We start from the raw sequence: 20,503 nt of genomic DNA on the forward strand, positions 1-20,503 counted from the left end.
ATGAATGCTGAAGACTCCTTGAAACTTGCTCGCCGGTTTATCGGGTTGCCCCTGGAAAAGCGCCAGATGTTCCTCGCGGCCCTGCACAAGGAGGGCGTGGATTTCGCGCGGTTCCCGATACCCGCCGGCATCGCAGCCGAGGATCGTCAGGCGCTGTCTTACGCGCAGCGACGCATGTGGTTCCTGTGGCAACTCGACCCGCAGAGCGGCGCCTACAACCTGCCCGGTGCGGTGCGACTCAATGGTCGACTGAACCAGTCGGCGCTGGAGCAAGCTTTCGCCAGTCTGGTGGAGCGCCACGAAACCCTGCGCACGGTGTTCCAGCGCCAGGCCGATGACAGTCTCCTGCAAGTGCCGGCCACCGCGCCGCTGCTGATTACCCGGGAAGACTTCAGCGCACTGCCGGCCAGTGAGCGCGAGCAGGCGGTGATCCGTGCCGCCGAACAGCAGTCGGTGTTGCCATTTGATCTGGCGGTCGGCCCCTTGCTGCGGGTGACCTTGCTCAAGCTTGCCGAGCAGGAACACGTGCTGCTGCTGACCCTGCACCACATCGTCTCCGATGGCTGGTCGATGAACGTGTTGATCGACGAATTCATCCGTTGCTACGACGCGTTCGACGCCGGTCAGACGCCGCAATTGCCGCCATTGCCGATTCAGTACAGCGACTATGCGCTGTGGCAACGCCGCTGGCTGGAAGCCGGTGAGCAGGCGCGCCAGCTCGACTATTGGCAGGCACAACTGGGCGACGAACACCCGGTGCTGGAGTTGCCACTGGATCATTCGCGCCCGGCGATGCCGAGCTATCGCGGCACTCGTTACGAGTTTGCGGTCGACGGCCAACTCGCCGAGCAACTGCGCAGCACTGCGCAACAGCATCAAGTCACTTTATTCATGTTCCTGCTCGGCGCCTTCAATGCGCTGCTGCACCGTTACACCGGGCAGACCGACCTGCGGGTCGGCGTGCCGATCGCCAACCGTAATCGCGGCGAGATCGAAGGCCTGATCGGCTTCTTCGTCAACACCCAGGTGCTGCGCACGCAGCTGCACGGACAGACTCGGGTCGATGAACTGCTGCGGGCGGTCAAGGAAACCGCGCTCGGTGCCCAGGCGCATCAGGATCTGCCGTTCGAGCAACTGGTCGAAGCGCTGAAGCTGGAACGCAGCCTCAGCCACACGCCGCTGTTCCAGGTGATGTACAACCATCAGCCGCACGTGGCCGATATCGCCACCATCAGCACCGCATCCGGCCTGCAACTCGACAGCCTCGACTGGCAGAGCCGCACCACTCAGTTCGACCTGACGCTGGACACCTGGGAGAAGGGCGGCAAGCTGCACGCCGCGCTGACCTACGCCAGCGACCTGTTCGATGCACCGACCATCGAACGCATGGCGCGGCACTGGCTGCGCCTGCTGACGGCGATGGTCGCTGATCCGTCGCAGCGCATCGGTGAGTTGCCGCTGCTGGAGGCTGACGAGCAGCGCATGCTGGTGCACGACTGGAACAACGTCCATGCGCAGTACCCGAGCAACACGCCGATTCACCAGTTGATCGAAGCGCAGGTCGCGCGTACGCCGCAGGCACCGGCACTGCTGTTCGGCGAACAGACCCTGAGTTACACCGAACTGGATGCCCGAGCTAATCGCCTGGCGCATCTGCTGCGCGAACAGGGCGTGCAAGCGGACAGTCTGGTTGGCGTGTGCGCTCTGCGTTCGGTGGAAATGGTCGTCGCGCTGCTGGCGATTCTCAAGGCCGGCGGCGCCTACGTGCCGCTGGATCCGGAGTATCCGCAGGAGCGTCTGGCCTACATGATCGAGGACAGCGGCATCACCTTGCTGTTGACGCAACAGGCGCTGCTGGCAGCGCTGCCGACTGATGGAGTGAAACTCATCACCCTGGATCAGCCGGGGCTGCTCGACCGTTACAGCGACAGCCGTCCCAACGTCAGCGTCGATCCGCTGAACCTGGCGTACGTGATTTACACCTCGGGTTCCACCGGTAAACCGAAGGGCGCCGGCAACAGCCACGCGGCGCTGGTCAACCGTTTGTACTGGATGCAGGAAGCCTATGCGCTGGACGCCAGTGATTCGGTGCTGCAGAAAACCCCGTTCAGTTTCGACGTGTCGGTGTGGGAGTTCTTCTGGCCGCTGCTGACCGGCGCACGGCTGGTGGTGGCCGCGCCGGGCGCGCACCGTGATCCGCTGCAACTGATCGATAGCATCAACCGCCACGGCATCAGCACGCTGCACTTTGTGCCGTCGATGTTGCAGGCGTTCATTCACGAGGCCGGCGTGGAAAGCTGCAGCGGACTCAAGCGGATTGTCTGCAGCGGTGAAGCGTTGCCGCTGGATGCGCAGCTGCAAGTCTTCGCCAAACTGCCGAACGCGAGCCTTTACAACCTGTATGGCCCGACCGAAGCGGCCATCGACGTCACTCACTGGACCTGTGTCGATGAAGGCGCGGACAGCGTGCCGATCGGCCGGCCGATCGCCAACCTGCGCACCCATGTCCTCGATGCCGAATTGCTGCCGGTGCCGAGCGGTGTCGCCGGTGAGTTGTATCTGGGCGGCGCCGGGCTGGCGCGCAGTTATCACCAGCGCCCGGCGCTGACGGCCGAACGTTTTGTGCCGTGCCCGTTCCATGACGGCGCACGCCTGTACCGCACCGGCGACCGTGTGCGGCAGCGTGCCGACGGCGTGATCGAATACCTCGGGCGTCTCGACCATCAGGTCAAGTTGCGCGGCTTGCGCATTGAGTTGGGTGAAATCGAGACCCGCCTGATGCAGCACTCGCTGGTGCGTGAGGCGGTGGTGCTGGTGCAGGGCGGCAAGCATCTGGTGGCTTATCTGGTGCTGGAAAACCCGCAGGCAGACGAACAGTGGCAGCAAGACGTCAAGGCGTGGCTGCTCGGCAGCCTGCCGGAATTCATGGTGCCGACCTACCTGATCACCCTCGACAAATTGCCGGTCACCGCCAACGGCAAACTCGACCGCAAGGCCTTGCCGCAACCGGATGCCGCACCGCAACAGGCGTTCGTGGCGCCACAGGACGCCATGCAAAAAGCCCTCGCGGCGATCTGGGAAGCTGTGCTCGGCCTCGAACGCGTCGGCCTCGAAGACAACTTCTTCGAGCTGGGCGGCGATTCGATCATCTCGATTCAAGTGGTCAGCCGTGCGCGGCAGGCCGGGATCCGTATCAGCCCGCGTGACCTGTTCCAGTACCAGACCGTGCGCAGTCTGGCGCTGGTCGCGAGCCACGATCATCTGTCCTCGGTGGATCAGGGGCCGGTGACCGGCGACGCCGTGCTCGGGCCGATCCAGCAGGATTTCTTCAGCCGCGCGATGCCGGTGCGCGAGCACTGGAACCAGTCGTTGCTGCTGACCCCGCGTGAGGCATTGAACGCACAATGGCTCGATGCGGCGCTGACGTACCTGATCAATCACCACGACGTCTTGCGCCTGCGTTTTGTCGAAAGCACCGAAGGCTGGCAGCAAAGCCACGGCCCGCTGCTGAGCAGCGCTGAACTGTGGCAACGCGATGCCAAATCTGCCGAACAGTTGCAGGCGCTGTGCAACGAAGCCCAGCGCAGCCTCGACCTGCAAAGCGGCCCGTTGCTGCGCGCGTTGCTGGTGACGATGGCTGACGGCTCGCAACGACTGGCGCTGATCATTCATCACCTCGCAGTCGATGGCGTTTCCTGGCGGGTGCTGCTGGAAGATCTGCAGCAGGCTTACGAGCAACTGGCGGCGGGTGGCGGCATTCAGTTGCCGGCGAAGACCAGCGCGTTCCAGAGCTGGACGGCGCGTCTGGCGCAGGAAGCGTCGCGCTTCGATGAGCAATTGGGTTATTGGAAAGCCCAGCATCAGGGTGCCAAGGATCTGCCGTGCGACCGCCCGGATGGCAGCCTGCACAACCTGCATGGCGAGAAAATCGAATGGCGTCTCGACGCCGAGCGCACCCGCCAGTTGCTGCAACAGGCGCCCGCCGCCTATCGCACCCAGGTCAACGATCTGTTGCTCACCGCACTGGCGCGCACCATCAGCCGCTGGAGCCAGCAGCCGGGCACGCTGATCGAACTGGAAGGCCACGGTCGCGAAGACCTGTTTGATGACGTCGACCTGACCCGCACCGTGGGTTGGTTCACCAGTCTGTTCGCGGTCAACCTGACCGCCAGCGCTGATCTCGACGGCTCGATCAAGGCGATCAAGGAGCAACTGCGCGCGGTGCCGGACAAAGGTCTGGGTTACGGCGTGCTACGCCATCTGGCCGCACCGTCGGTGCGCGCCGAACTGGCCGCGCTGCCGCAACCGCGCATCACCTTCAACTACCTCGGCCAGTTCGACCGTCAGTTCGACGAGGCGGCGTTGTTCGTGCCGGCTGTTGAAACCAGCGGCGTGGCGCAGGATCCATCAGCGCCTCTGGGCAACTGGCTGACCGTCGAAGGTCAGGTGTATGGCGGTGAACTGTCGATGAGCTGGGGCTTCAGCCGCGAGATGTTCGACAGCGCCACGGTGCAGCACCTGGTCGATCAATACGCCAGCGAATTGCAGGCGCTGATCGAACACTGCTGCAGCCTGCAAACCGCGCAAGCGACGCCGTCGGACTTCCCGCTGGCTCGGGTGACCCAGGCGCAACTGGATGCGCTGCCGGTGCCGGCCGGTCAGCTCGATGATGTCTATCCGCTGTCGCCGATGCAGCAGGGTTTGCTGTTCCACACCCTCTACGAGCAAGCGGCGGGGGAATACATCAACCAGTTGCGCGTGGATGTGCAAGGCCTTGACCCTGAGCGTTTCCGCGCCGCATGGCAGGCTACCGTCGATGCGCAGGACATTCTGCGCAGCGGTTTCGTCTGGCAGGGCGAACTGGCGCAACCGCTACAGATCGTCCATAAGCAGGTGCAGTTGCCATTCAGCATCCTCGACTGGCGCCAGCGCGTCGATCAGCCGGCAGCCCTCGCGGCGCTCGCCGATGCCGAGCGTCAGCAAGGATTCGATCTGAGCCATGCACCGTTGCTGCGTCTGGTGCTGGTGCAGACCGCTGCCGAGCAATGGCACCTGATCTACACCCATCACCACATTCTGATGGACGGCTGGAGCAACTCGCAGTTGCTCGGCGAAGTCTTGCAGCGCTACAGCGGTCGCACCCCGGCCCATGGCGGCGGACGGTATCGCGATTACATCGCCTGGCTGCAGCGTCAGGACGCGCAGCTGAGCCAGGACTTCTGGAGCGGTCAATTGGCCGCGCTGCAAGAGCCGACCCGACTGGCCCGCGCCGCTACCGGCGGCGAAGGCGACAGCGGCCACGGTGACCATTACCTGACGCTGGACGTGCCGCGCACTCAGGCGCTGGAAGCGTTTGCCCGGCAGCAGAAATTCACCGTCAACACTCTCGTGCAAGCTGCGTGGCTGCTGTTGCTGCAGCGCTACACCGGTCACGAGGCGGTGGCGTTCGGTGCGACCGTGGCCGGGCGTCCGGCGGATTTGCCGGGCATCGAGCAGCAAGTCGGCCTGTTCATCAACACCCTGCCGGTGATCGGCGCGCCGCGTCCGGACCAAAGCGTTGGCCAATGGCTGCAAGCGGTGCAGGCGCAAAACCTCAGCCTGCGCGACTTCGAACACACGCCGCTGGCGGACATCCAGCGCTGGGCCGGGCAGGGCGGGGAAGCGCTGTTCGACAACATTCTGGTGTTCGAAAACTACCCGGTCGCCCAGGCGCTGAGCCAGGCCGGGCAAGGCCTGACATTCGGTGATGTCGGCAACCTGGAGCAGACCCACTACGCCCTGAGCGTGGCGGTCACCCTCGGTCAGCAACTGGCGCTGCACTACAGCTTCGACCGCAGCCAGTTTGCCAGTGAGGTTATCGAAGGCATCAGTGCCCATCTGCTGCAATTGCTTGAGCAGTTTGCCGTGTCGGCCGAGCGCAACCTCGGCGAAATCGCTCTGGCCAGTGCTGACGAGCATGCCCGCCAGCAAGCCGAAAACCAGCCGCAGCCATACCCGCTGGACATCGCGGTGCATCAGCGCATTGCTGCGCTGGCGGCCGAGCGTCCGCAGCGCACTGCAGTGATTTTCAACGGTCAGCACTTCAGTTATGGCGAGATCGAGCAGCGTGCCAATCAACTGGCTCACGCGCTGATTGCCCGTGGTGTCGGCGCCGAGACCCGGGTCGGCGTGGCCCTGCCACGCAGCGAGGCGGTGATCGTCGCGCTGCTGGCGGTGCTCAAGGCCGGCGGTGCGTATGTGCCGCTGGACACCAGTTATCCGCGTGAACGCCTGGCCTATCTGATTGAGGATTCGGGGCTGGCGCTGCTGATCAGCGATTCGTCGGTATCGGCGCAATTGCCGGTCGGCGAGTCGGTGCCGTTGCTGGAACTGGATCGTCTCGACCTGCGCGAATTGCCGATCACGGCGCCTCAGGTAGCAGTCGATCCGCATAACCTCGCGTACGTGATCTACACCTCCGGTTCCACCGGCAATCCGAAAGGCGTCAGCGTTGCTCACGGCCCATTGGCGATGCATTGCCAGGCCATTGGTCAGCGCTACGAAATGCGCGACAGCGACTGCGAATTCCACTTCATGTCGTTCGCCTTCGACGGCGCCCACGAGCGCTGGCTGACCAGCCTGACCCACGGTGCTTCGCTGCTGATTCGCGACGACACGCTGTGGACGCCGGAGCAGACCTACAACGCGATGATCGAACACGGCGTGAGCGTGGTCGCGTTCCCGCCGGTGTACCTGCAACAACTGGCCGAACACGCCGAGCGTGTCGGCAACCCGCCGAAAGTGCGGATCTATTGCTTCGGCGGCGATGCGGTGCCAAACGCCAGTTTCGAGCGGGTCAAACGCGCCCTCGATCCGGACTACATCATCAACGGCTACGGCCCGACCGAAACCGTGGTCACGCCGTTGATCTGGAAGGCTGGCCGTGAAGAACCGTGCGGCGCCGCTTACGCACCAATCGGCAGCCGGATCGGCGACCGCAGCGCCTATGTGCTCGACGCCGATCTGAACCTGCTGCCACAAGGCATGGCCGGTGAGCTGTACCTCGGTGGTACCGGGTTGGCGCGGGGTTATCTGAACCGTCCGGGGCTGACCGCCGAGCGTTTTGTCGCCGACCCGTTCAGCACCCGTGGCGGCTTGCTCTATCGCACCGGTGACCTGGTGCGCCAGCGCGTCGACGGCACGTTCGACTATCTGGATCGCATCGACAATCAGGTGAAGATTCGCGGTTTCCGTATCGAACTGGGCGAAGTCGAAGCGGCGCTGCAAGCCCTCGACGGCGTGCGTGAAGCGGTGGTCGTGGCGCAGGAAGGCAGCGCCGGCAGTGGCAAGCGTCTGGTGGCTTACGTGGTCGGCGATTCAGCGAGTGCCGAGTTCACCGACGACCTGCGCGCGCAGCTCAAGGCCAGCCTGCCGGCGCACATGGTGCCGGCGTATGTCCTGCGTCTTGAGCGCATGCCGCTGACGCCGAATGGCAAGCTCGATCGCAAGAACCTGCCAAAACCGGACGTCAGCCAACTGCAGCAAACCTATGTCGCCCCCCAGAGCGCGCTGGAGCAGCAACTGGCGGCCATCTGGCAGGACGTACTCAAACTTGAGCAAGTCGGTGTCAGCGACAACTTCTTCGAACTGGGCGGCGATTCGATCATCTCGATTCAAGTGGTCAGCCGGGCACGGCAGGCCGGGATTCGCTTCAGCCCCAAAGACCTGTTCCAGCACCAGACCATTCAGGCCCTCGCTACAGTCGCGCAGACTGGCGAGGCGGTGCAGCCCATCGATCAGCATGCGCAAACCGGCGAAACCGCGCTGCTGCCGATTCATCAGACATTCTTCGCCGAAGCGATTCCCGACCGTCACCACTGGAACCAGTCGGTGATGCTCAAGCCGACTCAGGCACTGGACGCTCAGGTACTGGAGCAAGCGCTGGATGCGTTGGTGGTGCAGCACGACAGTTTGCGTCTGGACTTTGTCGAGCAGGCCGCTGGCTGGTCGGCGCACTACCGCGACGTCGCCACGCAAGCGGGGGAAACCATTCTCTGGCAAGTCGAGGTCGCTGATCTCGCCGCCCTTGAGGTACTGGGTGACAAAGCCCAGCGCAGCTTGCAACTGAGCGGCGGTTCGCTGATCCGCGCGGTGCTGGCGAACCTGGCTGATGGCAGTCAGCGCCTGCTGCTGATCGTCCATCACCTGGTGGTCGATGGCGTGTCGTGGCGGATTCTGTTTGAAGACCTGCAAAACGCTTATCGCCAGCTCCTCGCAGGTAAGCCCGTGCAATTGCCGGCGAAAACCAGTGCGCTCAAAGCCTGGGCAGCGGCGTTGCAGGACTACGCCCAAACCCCTGCGTTGCAGGCCGAGCTGGGCTTCTGGCAGCAGCAGTTGCAGGGCGCTTCGGCGGCCTTGCCTTACGACCGGCCGCAGGGTGGTCAGCAACACGATCAGGCGCTGACCCTGCGCAGCAAACTCGATCAGACCCTGACCCGTCAGCTGTTGCAGGAAGCTCCGGCGGCCTATCGCACCCAGGTCAACGATCTGTTGCTGACCGCGCTGGCGCGGGTGCTGGTGCGCTGGACCGGGGACGACAATGCGTTGGTATTGCTTGAGGGCCATGGTCGCGAAGACCTGTTCGAACACATCGATCTGACCCGCACCGTGGGCTGGTTCACCAGCGTATTCCCGGCACGCCTGGCACCGGCCGCCGAACTCGGCGCGTCGCTCAAGCAGATCAAGGAACAGCTGCGGGCGATCCCCCACAAAGGCATCGGCTTCGGCGCGCTCGCACACCTCGGTGATGAGCCGGCGCGTGCCACCCTGCAAGCCTTGCCGGCGCCGCGCCTGACCTTCAACTATCTTGGCCAGTTCGACGGCAGTTTCGACGCTGCGAGCGATGCCCTGTTCGTGCCGACCAGCGAGTCCGGCGGCGCAGAGGTCAATCTGCAAGGGCCGCTGGGCAATCCGCTGGCGCTCAACAGCAAGGTGTTCGGCGGTGAGCTGGACCTGAGCTGGACCTACAGCGGCGCGATGTTCGACAGCGCCACCATCCAGCGTCTGGCCGACGACTATGTGCAGGAACTGACCGCGCTGATCGGCCACTGCTGCGACACTGCCAACCGTGGCGTGACGCCGTCGGACTTCCCGCTGGCGCAACTGTCGCAAGCGCAACTCGACGCACTGGTGCTGGAGCCGCAAGGCATCGACGACATTTATCCGCTGTCGCCGATGCAGCAGGGCATGCTGTTCCACACCTTGCTCGAACACGGCAACGGCGACTACATCAACCAGATGCGCCTGGACGTCGACGGCGTCGATCCGCAACGCTTCCGCGCAGCGTGGCAGGCGGCGGTGGATGCGCATGACATCCTGCGCAGCGGTTTCTTCTGGCAAGGCAATCTGCCGCAACCGGTGCAAGTGGTGCAGCGTCAGGTCGAGGTGCCATTCAGCGTGCTCGACTGGCACGGCAGGACTGATCTGGAGGCAGCGCTGCAAACCCTCGCCGATGAGGAGCGCGCACTGGGTCTGGACCTGAGCTGTGCGCCGCTGATGCGCCTGGTGCTGGTGCGCACTGCAGCCGAGCGTTATCACCTGATCTACACCAACCATCACATCCTGATGGACGGCTGGAGCAGCGCGCAGTTGCTCGGCGAAGTGTTGCAGCACTACAGCGGCGAAGCGGTCGCCCGTGGCGCGGGTCGCTACCGCGATTACATCGCCTGGCTGCAACGTCAGGATGGCGCGGCGGCGCAAGCCTACTGGCTGTCGACGCTGGGCAATCTGCAGGAACCGACGCGCCTGGCCAATGCCATCGCGCGGCCGCAGGCCGGTTTGCCGAGCGTGGGTTACGGCGATCATTACCAGGTGCTGGACGCTGAGCTGAGCCAGCGCCTGGGCGAGTTTGCCCGGGCCGCGAAAGTCACCGTCAACACCGTGGTGCAAGCGGCGTGGCTGTTGCTGTTGCAGCGCTACACCGGCAAGGATTGCGTGGCGTTTGGTGCCACCGTCGCCGGGCGCCCGGCGGATCTGCCGGGTGCCGAAGCGCAGATCGGCCTGTTCATCAACACGCTGCCGGTGATCGCTGCGCCGTCCGCGCAGCAGAGCGTGATCGCCTGGCTGCAAGCAGTGCAGGCGCAGAACCTCGCCTCGCGCGAGTTCGAACACACGCCGCTGGCGGATATTCAGCGCTGGGCCGGGCAGGGCGGTGACGCGCTGTTCGACAGCCTGATGGTGTTCGAGAACTACCCGATCGGCGAAGCACTGGAACGCGGTGCGCCGCAAGGTCTGCGCTTCGGCGCGGTGGCCAATCAGGAGCAGACCAACTATCCGCTGACCCTGCTGGTGAACATGGGCGCGCAACTGTCGGTGCATTTCAGTTATCAGCGCGACAGCTTCGCTGCGGCCAGCGTGGCGCAGTTGGGCGCGCATCTGCAGCGTCTGCTGAGCCAGATGGCGGATGGCGGGGAACGTTCGCTCAGTGAACTGAACCTGATTGAACACGGCCCGCAAGTGAACAGCGATTTCGTTACCGAGCAGTGCATCCATCAAGCCATCGCCAATCAGGTGGCGGCGACCCCGGATGCCTTGGCGGTGACCTTCGCCCATAAGCAACTGAGCTACGCCGAACTGGATGCCCACGCCAACCGTCTGGCGCATAAATTGGTAGAACTGGGCGTCGGCCCGGAAGTGCGCGTGGGCGTGGCGATGCCGCGTTCCGAGCAGTTGCTGATTGCCTTGCTCGCGGTGCTCAAGGCGGGTGGCGCTTACGTGCCGCTCGACCCGGACTATCCGGCGGATCGCGTGGCTTACATGCTCGAAGACAGCCGGGCGCGGGTGTTGCTCACCGAACAGGCGGTTGCCGCGACCCTGAGCGTGCCGGGCGATACCCAAGTGCTGCTATTGGATCAGCTGTCGCTGGGCAGCTATTCGGCTGTTGCACCACAGACTGCGGTGCAGCCGGATAACCTCGCCTACGTGATCTACACCTCCGGCTCCACCGGCAAACCGAAAGGCGTGGCGATTGCCCATCGCAACGTCATGGCGCTGAGCGACTGGTCGGCCAAGGTCTACAGCCGCGACGACATCCAAGGCGTGCTGGCCTCGACGTCGGTGTGTTTCGACCTGTCGGTCTGGGAGCTGTTTGTCACTCTCGCCAACGGTGGTTCGCTGATCATCGCGCGTAATGCACTGGAGCTTGCGCAACTGCCGGCTCGCGATCAGGTGCGTCTGATCAACACTGTGCCGTCGGCGATTGCCGCGCTGCAGCGTGCCGGGCAGATTCCGCCAAGCGTGCGCATCATCAATCTGGCGGGTGAGCCGCTGAAGCAAGCCTTGGTCGATGCGCTGTATCAGCAGTCAACCGTCGAGCACGTCTACGACCTGTACGGCCCGTCGGAAGACACCACCTATTCGACCTGGACCCGCCGCAGTGCTGGCGGTCAGGCACGGATCGGGCGTGCGCTCGATCACAGCGCCAGTCATCTGCTGGATGCCGATCTGCACGCGGTGCCGCAAGGCGTTTCGGCCGAGCTGTATCTGTCCGGCGCCGGTATCACGCGCGGTTATCTGGGGCGTGCGGCGATGACCGCCGAGCGCTTCGTGCCGAATCCTTTCGTCGGTAACGGCGAGCGCATGTACCGCACCGGCGACCTGATTCGAGAGCGCGAAGAGGGCGAGCTGGAGTATATGGGCCGGATCGACCATCAGGTGAAAATTCGTGGATTCCGCATCGAACTGGGGGAGATCGAGGCGCGATTGCTCACGCAACCGGCAGTCACCGAGGCGGCGGTGCTGGCCGTCGAAAGCGACACCGGCGCGCAACTGGTGGCGTATGTGGTTGCCCCGTCACTGGAGATGCACGACGGGGACGCGCGGCGGCAACTGCGCGAGGGACTAAAGACTGGCCTCAAGTCTTCGTTACCTGACTACATGATTCCCGCGCACCTGCTGTTCCTTGAGCAGTTGCCACTGACCCCCAACGGCAAACTCGACCGCAAGGCCCTGCCGGCGGTCGATGCCAGCCAGATGCAGGCCGCGTATGTCGCGCCGCACAGTGAGCTTGAGCAGCAGGTCGCGGCGATCTGGCAGCAAGTGCTCGAAGTGCAACGCATCGGCTTGAACGATCACTTCTTCGAACTCGGCGGGCACTCGCTGCTGGCGGTCAACGTGGTGTCGCGCATTGCTCTTGAACTGGGCCTGACGCTGACCCCGCAACTGTTATTCCAGCACCCCGTCCTGAGCGATTTTGTCGCTCGACTCGATACAGGAGGCGGGGCAATCAACGAACAGAAACTGAGCAAGCTGGAAGCCCTGCTTGACGATATGGAGGAAGTCTGATGGACAAGAGTGTTGCTTTGAGGGTAGCCAAGCGCTTTATCACTCTGCCGCTGGACAAACGTAAGCTGTACCTGGAAAAGATGCTCGAAGAGGGCGTCTCTCCGGCCAACCTGCCGATCCCGGAAACACGTTCCGGGTTTGCGGCGATTCCTCTGTCGTACGCTCAGGAACGTCAACTGTTCCTCTGGCAAATGGACCCGCACAGCACCGCGTATCACATCCCCAGTGCCCTGCGCCTCAAGGGGCGGCTGGATGTGGCGGCGCTGGAGCGCAGCTTCAACGCCGTGGCGGCGCGTCACGAAAGTTTGCGCACCACCTTCGCCGAGCAAGGCGAAAGCTTTTGCCAGGTAATTCACCCGCAGCTGCCGCTGAGCATCAGCCTGACGCCATTGCCGGAGGGCCTCGATGCCGCCGGGGAAGACGCCGCGATCAAGGCCTTTGTCGAGAGCGAAACCGCACGCCCGTTCAATTTGCAGCAGGGCCCGCTGCTGCGGGTGGCGCTGCTCGAAGTGGCACCGGACGATCATGTACTGGTGCTGATCCAGCACCACATCATCTCCGATGGCTGGTCGATCAAAGTCCTGGTCAACGAGCTGATTCAGCATTACGGCGCCGACACCGCCGGGCAGCCGCTGAGCCTGCCGGAACTGGAAATACAGTACGCCGACTACGCGATCTGGCAGCGGCACTGGCTGGAAGCGGGCGAGCGTGAGCGCCAGTTGGCCTACTGGGTCAAGACCCTGGGCGGCGAGCAGCCGGTGCTGGAGCTGCCGATCGATTTCCCGCGTCCGGCCGTGCAAAGCCTGCGCGGTGCGCGGCTGGAACTGAACCTGCCGGCTGACCTCGGTGACGCCCTCAAACAGCTGGCGCAGCGCGAAGGTGCGAGCCTGTTCATGCTGCTGCTGGCGTCGTTCCAGGCGTTGCTGCATCGCTATAGCGGACAGGCGCAGATTCGCGTCGGGGTGCCGACCGCCAACCGTAACCGGGTCGAGACCGAAGGCCTGATCGGCTTCTTCGTCAACACGCAGGTGCTGAGTGCCGAGGTCAGCGGGCAACTGCCGTTCAACCAGTTGCTGGCTCAGGTCAAGCAGGCGGCGATGGACGCGCAGGCGCATCAGGATCTGCCGTTCGAGCAACTGATCGAAGCTTTGCAACCGGAGCGCAGCCTGAGCCACAGTCCGGTGTTCCAGGTGATGTTCAACCACCAGACCAGCCGTGACCAGGGCCGCAACGCGGCGCAGTTGCCGCAGTTGAGTGTCGAGGATGTGCAGTGGGAAGGGCGCACCGCGCAGTTCGACCTGACGCTGAATACTTACGAGTCCAGCGACGGCTTTGCCGCCGAGCTGACCTACGCCACCGATCTGTTCAAAGCTGAAACCGTCGAGCGTCTGGCGCGTCACTGGCAGAACCTGCTGCGTGGCATCGTCGCCGCGCCGAGCCAGCGCGTCGGCGAATTGCCGTTGCTGGAAAGCGCCGAACACGGCGTGCTGTTGCAGGACTGGTTGCGCAGCGCCGACCGCACTGCGCAAGCCGAATGCGTGCAGCAGGATTTCTCCCGGCGTGCACAGCAAACGCCGCAGGCCACTGCCCTGATCATCGGCGAAGACGTGCTGAGCTACGGCGAGCTGGATGCCCGCTCCAGTCAACTGGCGCACAAGCTGATCGAGGCCGGTGTCGGCCCGGATCAACTGGTTGGCATCGCCGTCGAGCGCAGCGCGGAAATGATCGTCGGCCTGCTGGCGATCCTCAAGGCCGGCGGTGCTTATGTGCCGCTGGACCCAGCGTATCCACAGGATCGCCTGGCCTACATGATCGAGGACAGCGGCCTGCAACTGCTGCTGATTCAAAGCCATTTGCAGACGCAGCTGCCGATCCCGCCGGGCGTGCAAGCGCTGTTGCTGGATCAGCCACGCGAGTGGCTGGCGGCTTATCCACAGACCGCGCCGGACGTGGCAGTCAATGGCGAGCATCTGGCCTACACGATCTACACCTCCGGTTCCACCGGCAAACCGAAAGGCGTGATGGTGCGCCACGCGGCGCTGAGCAACTTTGTCGCGAGCATGATCAAGCAGCCGGGCATCTGTGCCGCCGATCGCATGCTGTCGCTGACCACCTTTTCGTTCGATATTTTCGGCCTGGAAATCTACGGCCCATTGCTGGCCGGCGCCTGTGTGGTGCTGACCGGCAAGGACGTGCATCAAGACCCGCAAGCGGTGCTCGAACTGATCGAGCGTCACGCCGTGACGGCGCTGCAAGCCACGCCCTCGACCTGGCGCATGCTGCTGGACAATGAACAGGCGCCAATCCTGGCGGGCCGCACGTTCCTCTGTGGCGGTGAAGCGCTGTCGCAGGAGCTGGCGCAACGCATGCTCGCACTGACGCCGAGCGTGTGGAACCTCTACGGCCCGACCGAAACCACTATCTGGTCGGCGCAGCACGCCTTGAGTGCGGACAGCAGCCGTCCATTCCTCGGCACACCGATCGACAACACCGCGTTGTACATCCTCGGCAGCGACCTTGAGCTCAATCCGCTCGGCGCCCCGGGGGAATTGCTGATCGGCGGCGACGGCCTCGCTCGTGGTTACTTCCAGCGCCCGAGCCTGACCGCCGAACGTTTTGTCCCCGATCCCTTTTCGAAAATCGGCGGGCGTCTGTACCGCACCGGCGACCTGACCCGTTACCGCGCCGAAGGCGTGATCGAGTACATCGGGCGGATCGACCATCAGGTGAAAATCCGTGGTTTCCGGATTGAACTCGGCGAGATCGAAGCACGTTTGCTCGCCCTCGACAGCGTGCGCGAAACAGTGGTGGTTGCGCAGGACGGTCCGACCGGCCCGCAACTGGTCGGCTATGTGGTGCCGACCGCCGACGATATTGATGAAGTTGAACTGCGCGCCGCATTGAAAGCCAGCCTCAAGGCCGAGCTGCCGGAATACATGGTACCGGCGCACCTGCTGTTCCTCGCGCAACTGCCGCTGACGCCGAACGGCAAAGTCGACCGCAAAGCCTTGCCGGCACCTGACGCCAGCCAGCTGCAATCGACTTACATCGCCCCGCAAACCGCCACTCAGCACAGCGTCGCCGAGATCTGGCAAGCGGTGCTCAAGCTCGATCGCGTAGGCCTGAGTGACAACTTCTTCGAACTGGGCGGCCACTCGTTGCTGGTCACGCAAGTGGTCTCGCGGGTGCGTCAGACGCTGAACGTGCAGGTGCCGCTGCGCACGTTGTTCGAACACAGCACGCTGGAAGACTTCGTCGCCGCGCTGGGTGTCGATCAGGCGCACCGGGAGCCGCCGATTGTTGCCTTGCCACGCCTGCAACCGCTGGCGCTGTCCTATGCCCAGGAGCGTCAGTGGTTCCTCTGGCAACTGGAACCGACCAGCACCGCTTATCACGTGCCGGCGGCGCTGCGTCTGCGCGGTGAGCTGGATCTGCCGGCGTTGCAGCGCAGCTTCGACGCGCTGATCGAGCGCCACGAATCGCTGCGCACCTGCTTCGTCGAACAGCAGGGCCAGACCCTGCAAGTGATCCAGGCTCACGGCACGCTCGATCTGCAGGTGCAGGACGTGGCAGCGGATCTCGACGAGGCGGCGCTGCAAGCGCTGGTCGCCGCCGAAACCCTGCACCTGTTCAATCTGCAGCAAGGCCCGTTGCTGCGGGTCAAACTGCTGCGTCTGGCCGCCGATGACCACGCGCTGGTCATCACCCTGCATCACATCGTCGCCGATGGCTGGTCGATGAATGTCATGGTCGATGAGCTGGTGGCGTTGTATGCCGCCTACAGCCAGGGCCAGAACGTGCAATTGCCGGCGCTGCCGGTGCAATACGCCGACTACGCCGTGTGGCAGAAACAGTGGATGGACGCCGGTGAACGCGAGCGTCAATTGAGCTACTGGACCGCGCAACTCGGCGATGGTGATCAACCGCTGCTGGAGTTGCCGACTGACCGTCCACGTCCAGCCGAGCAGAGCTATCGTGGCGCCCGTCGCGATATCCCGCTGAGCCTCGAACTGGCCACCGCGCTCAAGCAACTGGCGCAGCGTGAGAATGTCACGCTGTTTGCGCTGTTGCTGACGTCGTTCCAGACCTTGCTGCATCGCTACAGCGGTCAGGCCGATATCCGCGTCGGGGTGCCGGTGGCCAACCGCAACCGGGTCGAAACCGAAGGCCTGATCGGTTTCTTCGTCAACACCCAAGTACTGAAGGCCGAGTTCGACAGTCAGCAGACGTTCCGCAGCCTGCTGCAACAAGTGAAAAATACGGTGCTCGGCGCCCAGGCGCATCAGGATCTGCCGTTCGAGCAACTGGTCGACGCGCTGCAACCGGAGCGCAGCCTCAGCCACAGCCCATTGTTCCAGGTGATGCACAACCACCAGAGCCAGGTGCGTCAGGCGCAGGGCGCCACGCGTCTGCCAAAACTGGCGATTGAAGGCTTGCCTTGGGCGTCCAGTACCGCGCAGTTCGACCTGACCCTGAACACCTTTGAATCGAGCGACAACGTCTGGGCCGAGCTGACCTATGCCACCGACCTGTTCGACCTCGAGACCATCGAACGCCTGGCGCAACACTGGACCCATCTGCTGCAAGGCATCGTTGCCGACAGCGCTCAACGCATCGCCGAACTGCCGCTGCATGACGCCGCCGAACGCGCGGCGACCTTGCAGCAGTGGAACCCGGCCATCCGCGATTTCCCGAGCGAGCAGTGCTTGCATCAATTGATCGAACAACAAGCCGCCCGCGCCCCGCAAGCGATTGCCGTGAGCTGTGCCGGGCAGTCCCTGAGCTACGGCGAACTCAACAGCCGCGCCAACCAGTTGGCCCACAAGCTGATTGCCAGCGGTGTCGGCCCGGACGTGCGCGTCGGTCTGGCGGTGGAGCGCAGCCTCGACATGCTGGTCGGCCTACTGGCGATTCTCAAGGCCGGCGGCGCCTATGTGCCGCTGGACCCGACGTACCCGGAAGAACGCCTGAGCTACATGATCGGCGACAGCGGCATCGCCTTGCTGCTGACCCAGAGTCATCTGATTGGGCGTTTGCCGGTGCCGGATTCGTTGCGCAGCCTGATGCTTGATCAGGAACGTGACGGTCTGGAAGGCTACAGCGACAGTAATCCGCAGGTGCGCATGAGCCCGGACAACCTGGCTTACGTGATCTACACCTCCGGTTCTACCGGGCAGCCGAAGGGCACGTTGCTGGCCCATCGCAACGTGCTGCGCCTGTTTGAGGCCACCGATGCGTGGTTCGATTTCGGCGCCGCGGATGTCTGGAGCCTGTTCCATTCCTACGCGTTCGATTTCTCGGTGTGGGAGATTTTCGGGGCGCTGCTGTACGGCGGCAAACTGCTGGTGGTGCCTTACGAGGTCAGCCGCTCGCCGGAAGATTTCTTCGCCTTGCTTTGCCGCGAAGGCGTCACCGTTCTGAACCAGACGCCGTCGGCGTTCAAGCAATTGATGCAAGTGGCCTGTGCCCCCGAACACGCGACGCAAGCACTGGCGCTGCGTTACGTGGTGTTCGGCGGCGAGGCGCTGGAGGTCAAGAGCCTGCGTCCGTGGTTCGAGCGCTTCGGCGATCAGGCACCGCAACTGATCAACATGTACGGCATCACCGAAACCACCGTGCACGTGACCTACCGGCCGATTTCGCTGGCCGACTTGCAGCGTGATGCCAGCAGCCCGATCGGCGAACCGATTCCCGACCTGTCCTGGTACTTGCTCGACGGAGATCTGAATCCGGTCGCCAAAGGTTGCATCGGTGAGCTGTACGTCGGTCGTGCCGGCCTGGCTCGCGGTTACCTGAACCGCGCCGATCTGACCAGCCTGCGCTTTATTCCCGACCCGTTCGCCGCCGATGGCGGGCGTCTGTACCGTACCGGTGACCTGGCGCGCTACCGCGCCGACGGCGTGATCGAATACATCGGGCGGATCGACCATCAGGTGAAGATTCGCGGGTTCCGTATCGAACTCGGCGAGATCGAAGCGCAGCTGCTGGAACAGGCTGCCGTGCGCCAGGCCGTGGTGCTGGCGCAGCCGGGCCTTAGCGGTCAGCAACTGGTCGCGTATCTGGTGCCAGGCGATGCCGCGCTGCTCGACGCAAGCCCGGCCGAACAGGCGCTGTGGCGCGACAGCGTGCGTGCCGAACTCAAGGCCCATCTGCCGGATCACATGGTTCCGGCGCACCTGTTGCTGCTGGCGCAATTGCCGTTGACCGCCAACGGCAAACTCAACCGCAGCGCCTTGCCGTCACCCGACGCCAGCCAGTCACAGCAGGCCTATCAGGCGCCGCAAAGCGCGATGGAGCAGGGTCTGGCCGCGATCTGGCAAGACGTACTGAAGCTGCCGCAAGTCGGCATCCACGACAACTTCTTCGAATTGGGTGGCGACTCGATCATCTCGATTCAGGTGGTCAGCCGTGCCCGTCAGGCCGGCATTCGCCTCAATCCCAAAGATTTGTTCCAGCACCAGACCGTGCAGCGTCTGGCACTGGTCGCGCAGTGGGGTGGCGACGAGTCGAGCATTGATCAGCAAGCCGCGAGCGGTGCAGCGTTGCTGCTGCCGATCCAGCAGCAGTTCTTCGCCGACGAGATTCCACAGCGTCATCATTGGAACCAGTCAGTGCTGCTGCAACCGCGGCAGGCGCTGGACGCTGAAAAAGTCGAGCAAGTGTTGCGCGCACTGGTGGCTCATCACGATGCCTTGCGCCTGAGCTTCACTCAGCACGATGGCGTGTGGCAGGCCGAGCACCGCGCGGTCGAAGCGCTGCCGCAGAACCTGCTCTGGCAGGAGGACGTGGCCGATGCCGCCGCCCTTGAAGCCTTGGGTAACCGCGCCCAGCGCAGTCTCGATCTGCAACACGGGCCGTTGCTGCGTGCGGTACTGGCGAATCTGGCCGATGGCACGCAGCGTTTGCAGTTGGTGATTCATCACCTGGCGGTGGACGGCGTGTCGTGGCGGATTCTGCTGGAAGACCTGCAAAACGCTTATCAGCAATTGCTGAATGATCAGCCGTTGAGCCTGCCGTCCCGGACCAGCGCCTTCAAGGACTGGGGCGAGCATTTGCAGCGTTACGCTAACAGCCCGGCGTTGCAGGCCGAACTGGATTATTGGCAGGCCTGCCTGAGCGATGTAAGTACCGATCTGCCGTGCAAACGCGTTGACGCCAGTCAGGACAATCGTCTGGCCCAGACCGTACAAACCCGGCTCGGCACCGAGCTGACCCGCCAACTGCTGCAAGAGGCCCCGGCGGCGTACCGCACCCAGGTCAACGATCTGTTGCTGACGGCACTGGCGCGGGTCATCGGTCGCTGGAGCGGGCAGGCGTCGACGCTGATCCAGCTCGAAGGCCATGGTCGCGAAGAACTGTTCGACGGTGTCGATCTGACCCGCACGGTGGGCTGGTTCACCAGCCTGTTCCCGGTGCGCCTGACGCCGGCAGAGACGCTTGGCGAGTCGATCAAGCAGATCAAGGAACAACTGCGCTCGATCCCCAACAAGGGCATCGGTTTCGGCGCCTTGCGTTACCTCGGTGATGCCCGCGCGCAACAGAGCCTGCAGGCCTTGCCGAGCCCGCGCATCACCTTCAACTACCTCGGGCAGTTCGACGGCAGTTTCGCCGGCGATGACGCTGCGCTGTTCGTGCCGTCGCCGGACAACGCCGGCCTCGATCAGAGCCCGGAGGCGCCGCTGGGCAACTGGTTGACCCTCAACGGTCAAGTGTATGGCGGCGAGCTGCGGGTGGGCTGGACGTTCAGCAGCGAGCGTTTCGACGGCGCGGTGATCGAAGCCCTGGCGGCAGATTACGCCGCAGAACTCGCAGCGTTGATCGGCCATTGCCTGACCCCGGGCGTCGAAGGCCTGACCCCGTCGGACTTCCCGTTGGCCGGCCTGACGCAGGCGCAGCTCGATCAGTTTCCGCTGGCGCCGCGCCAGGTCGCCGATGTGTATTCGCTGTCGGCGATGCAGCAGGGCATGTTGTTCCACAGCCTCTACGAGCAGGCCACCGGCGATTACATCAACCAGGTCCGGCTCGATGTCGAAGGCCTCGATCCGCAACGCTTCCAGCAGGCCTGGCAAGCGGCGGTGGACAACCACGACATCCTGCGCAGCAGTTTTGTCTGGCAGGGTGAACTGGCGCGTCCGGTGCAAGTGGTGCACAAGCAACTGGACATGCCGTTCCGCATCTTCGA

2 protein-coding genes (1 of these 2 running past the window's edge) are annotated in these 20,503 nt (G+C 63.9%); both read left to right on the forward strand.

All coding sequences use genetic code 11. The annotated features are described in order from the left end of the window. Positions 1–12,321 carry a non-ribosomal peptide synthetase gene (locus tag HDC30_RS08665; protein WP_183782305.1) on the forward strand — a complete coding sequence of 4,107 codons (12,321 nt, stop codon included), beginning with the start codon at positions 1–3 and terminating at the stop codon, positions 12,319–12,321. Then, on the forward strand, positions 12,321–20,503 hold the 5' portion of the coding sequence (locus HDC30_RS08670) for a non-ribosomal peptide synthase/polyketide synthase (RefSeq protein WP_183782308.1). Its footprint extends 6,811 nt past the window's final position; the window shows 8,183 of its 14,994 coding nt (coding positions 1–8,183); it begins with the start codon at positions 12,321–12,323; its stop codon lies beyond the right edge, outside the window. The genes HDC30_RS08665 and HDC30_RS08670 overlap by 1 nt, the downstream gene beginning before the upstream one ends.

Source organism: Pseudomonas sp. JAI115 (assembly GCF_014200835.1).
GTDB lineage: Bacteria > Pseudomonadota > Gammaproteobacteria > Pseudomonadales > Pseudomonadaceae > Aquipseudomonas > Aquipseudomonas putida_A.

Bases quoted from the DNA above. Each gene is read 5' to 3' on its own strand.
- HDC30_RS08665 (WP_183782305.1), top strand. From the start codon at position 1: ATGAATGCTGAAGACTCCTTGAAACTTGCTCGCCGGTTTATCGGGTTG.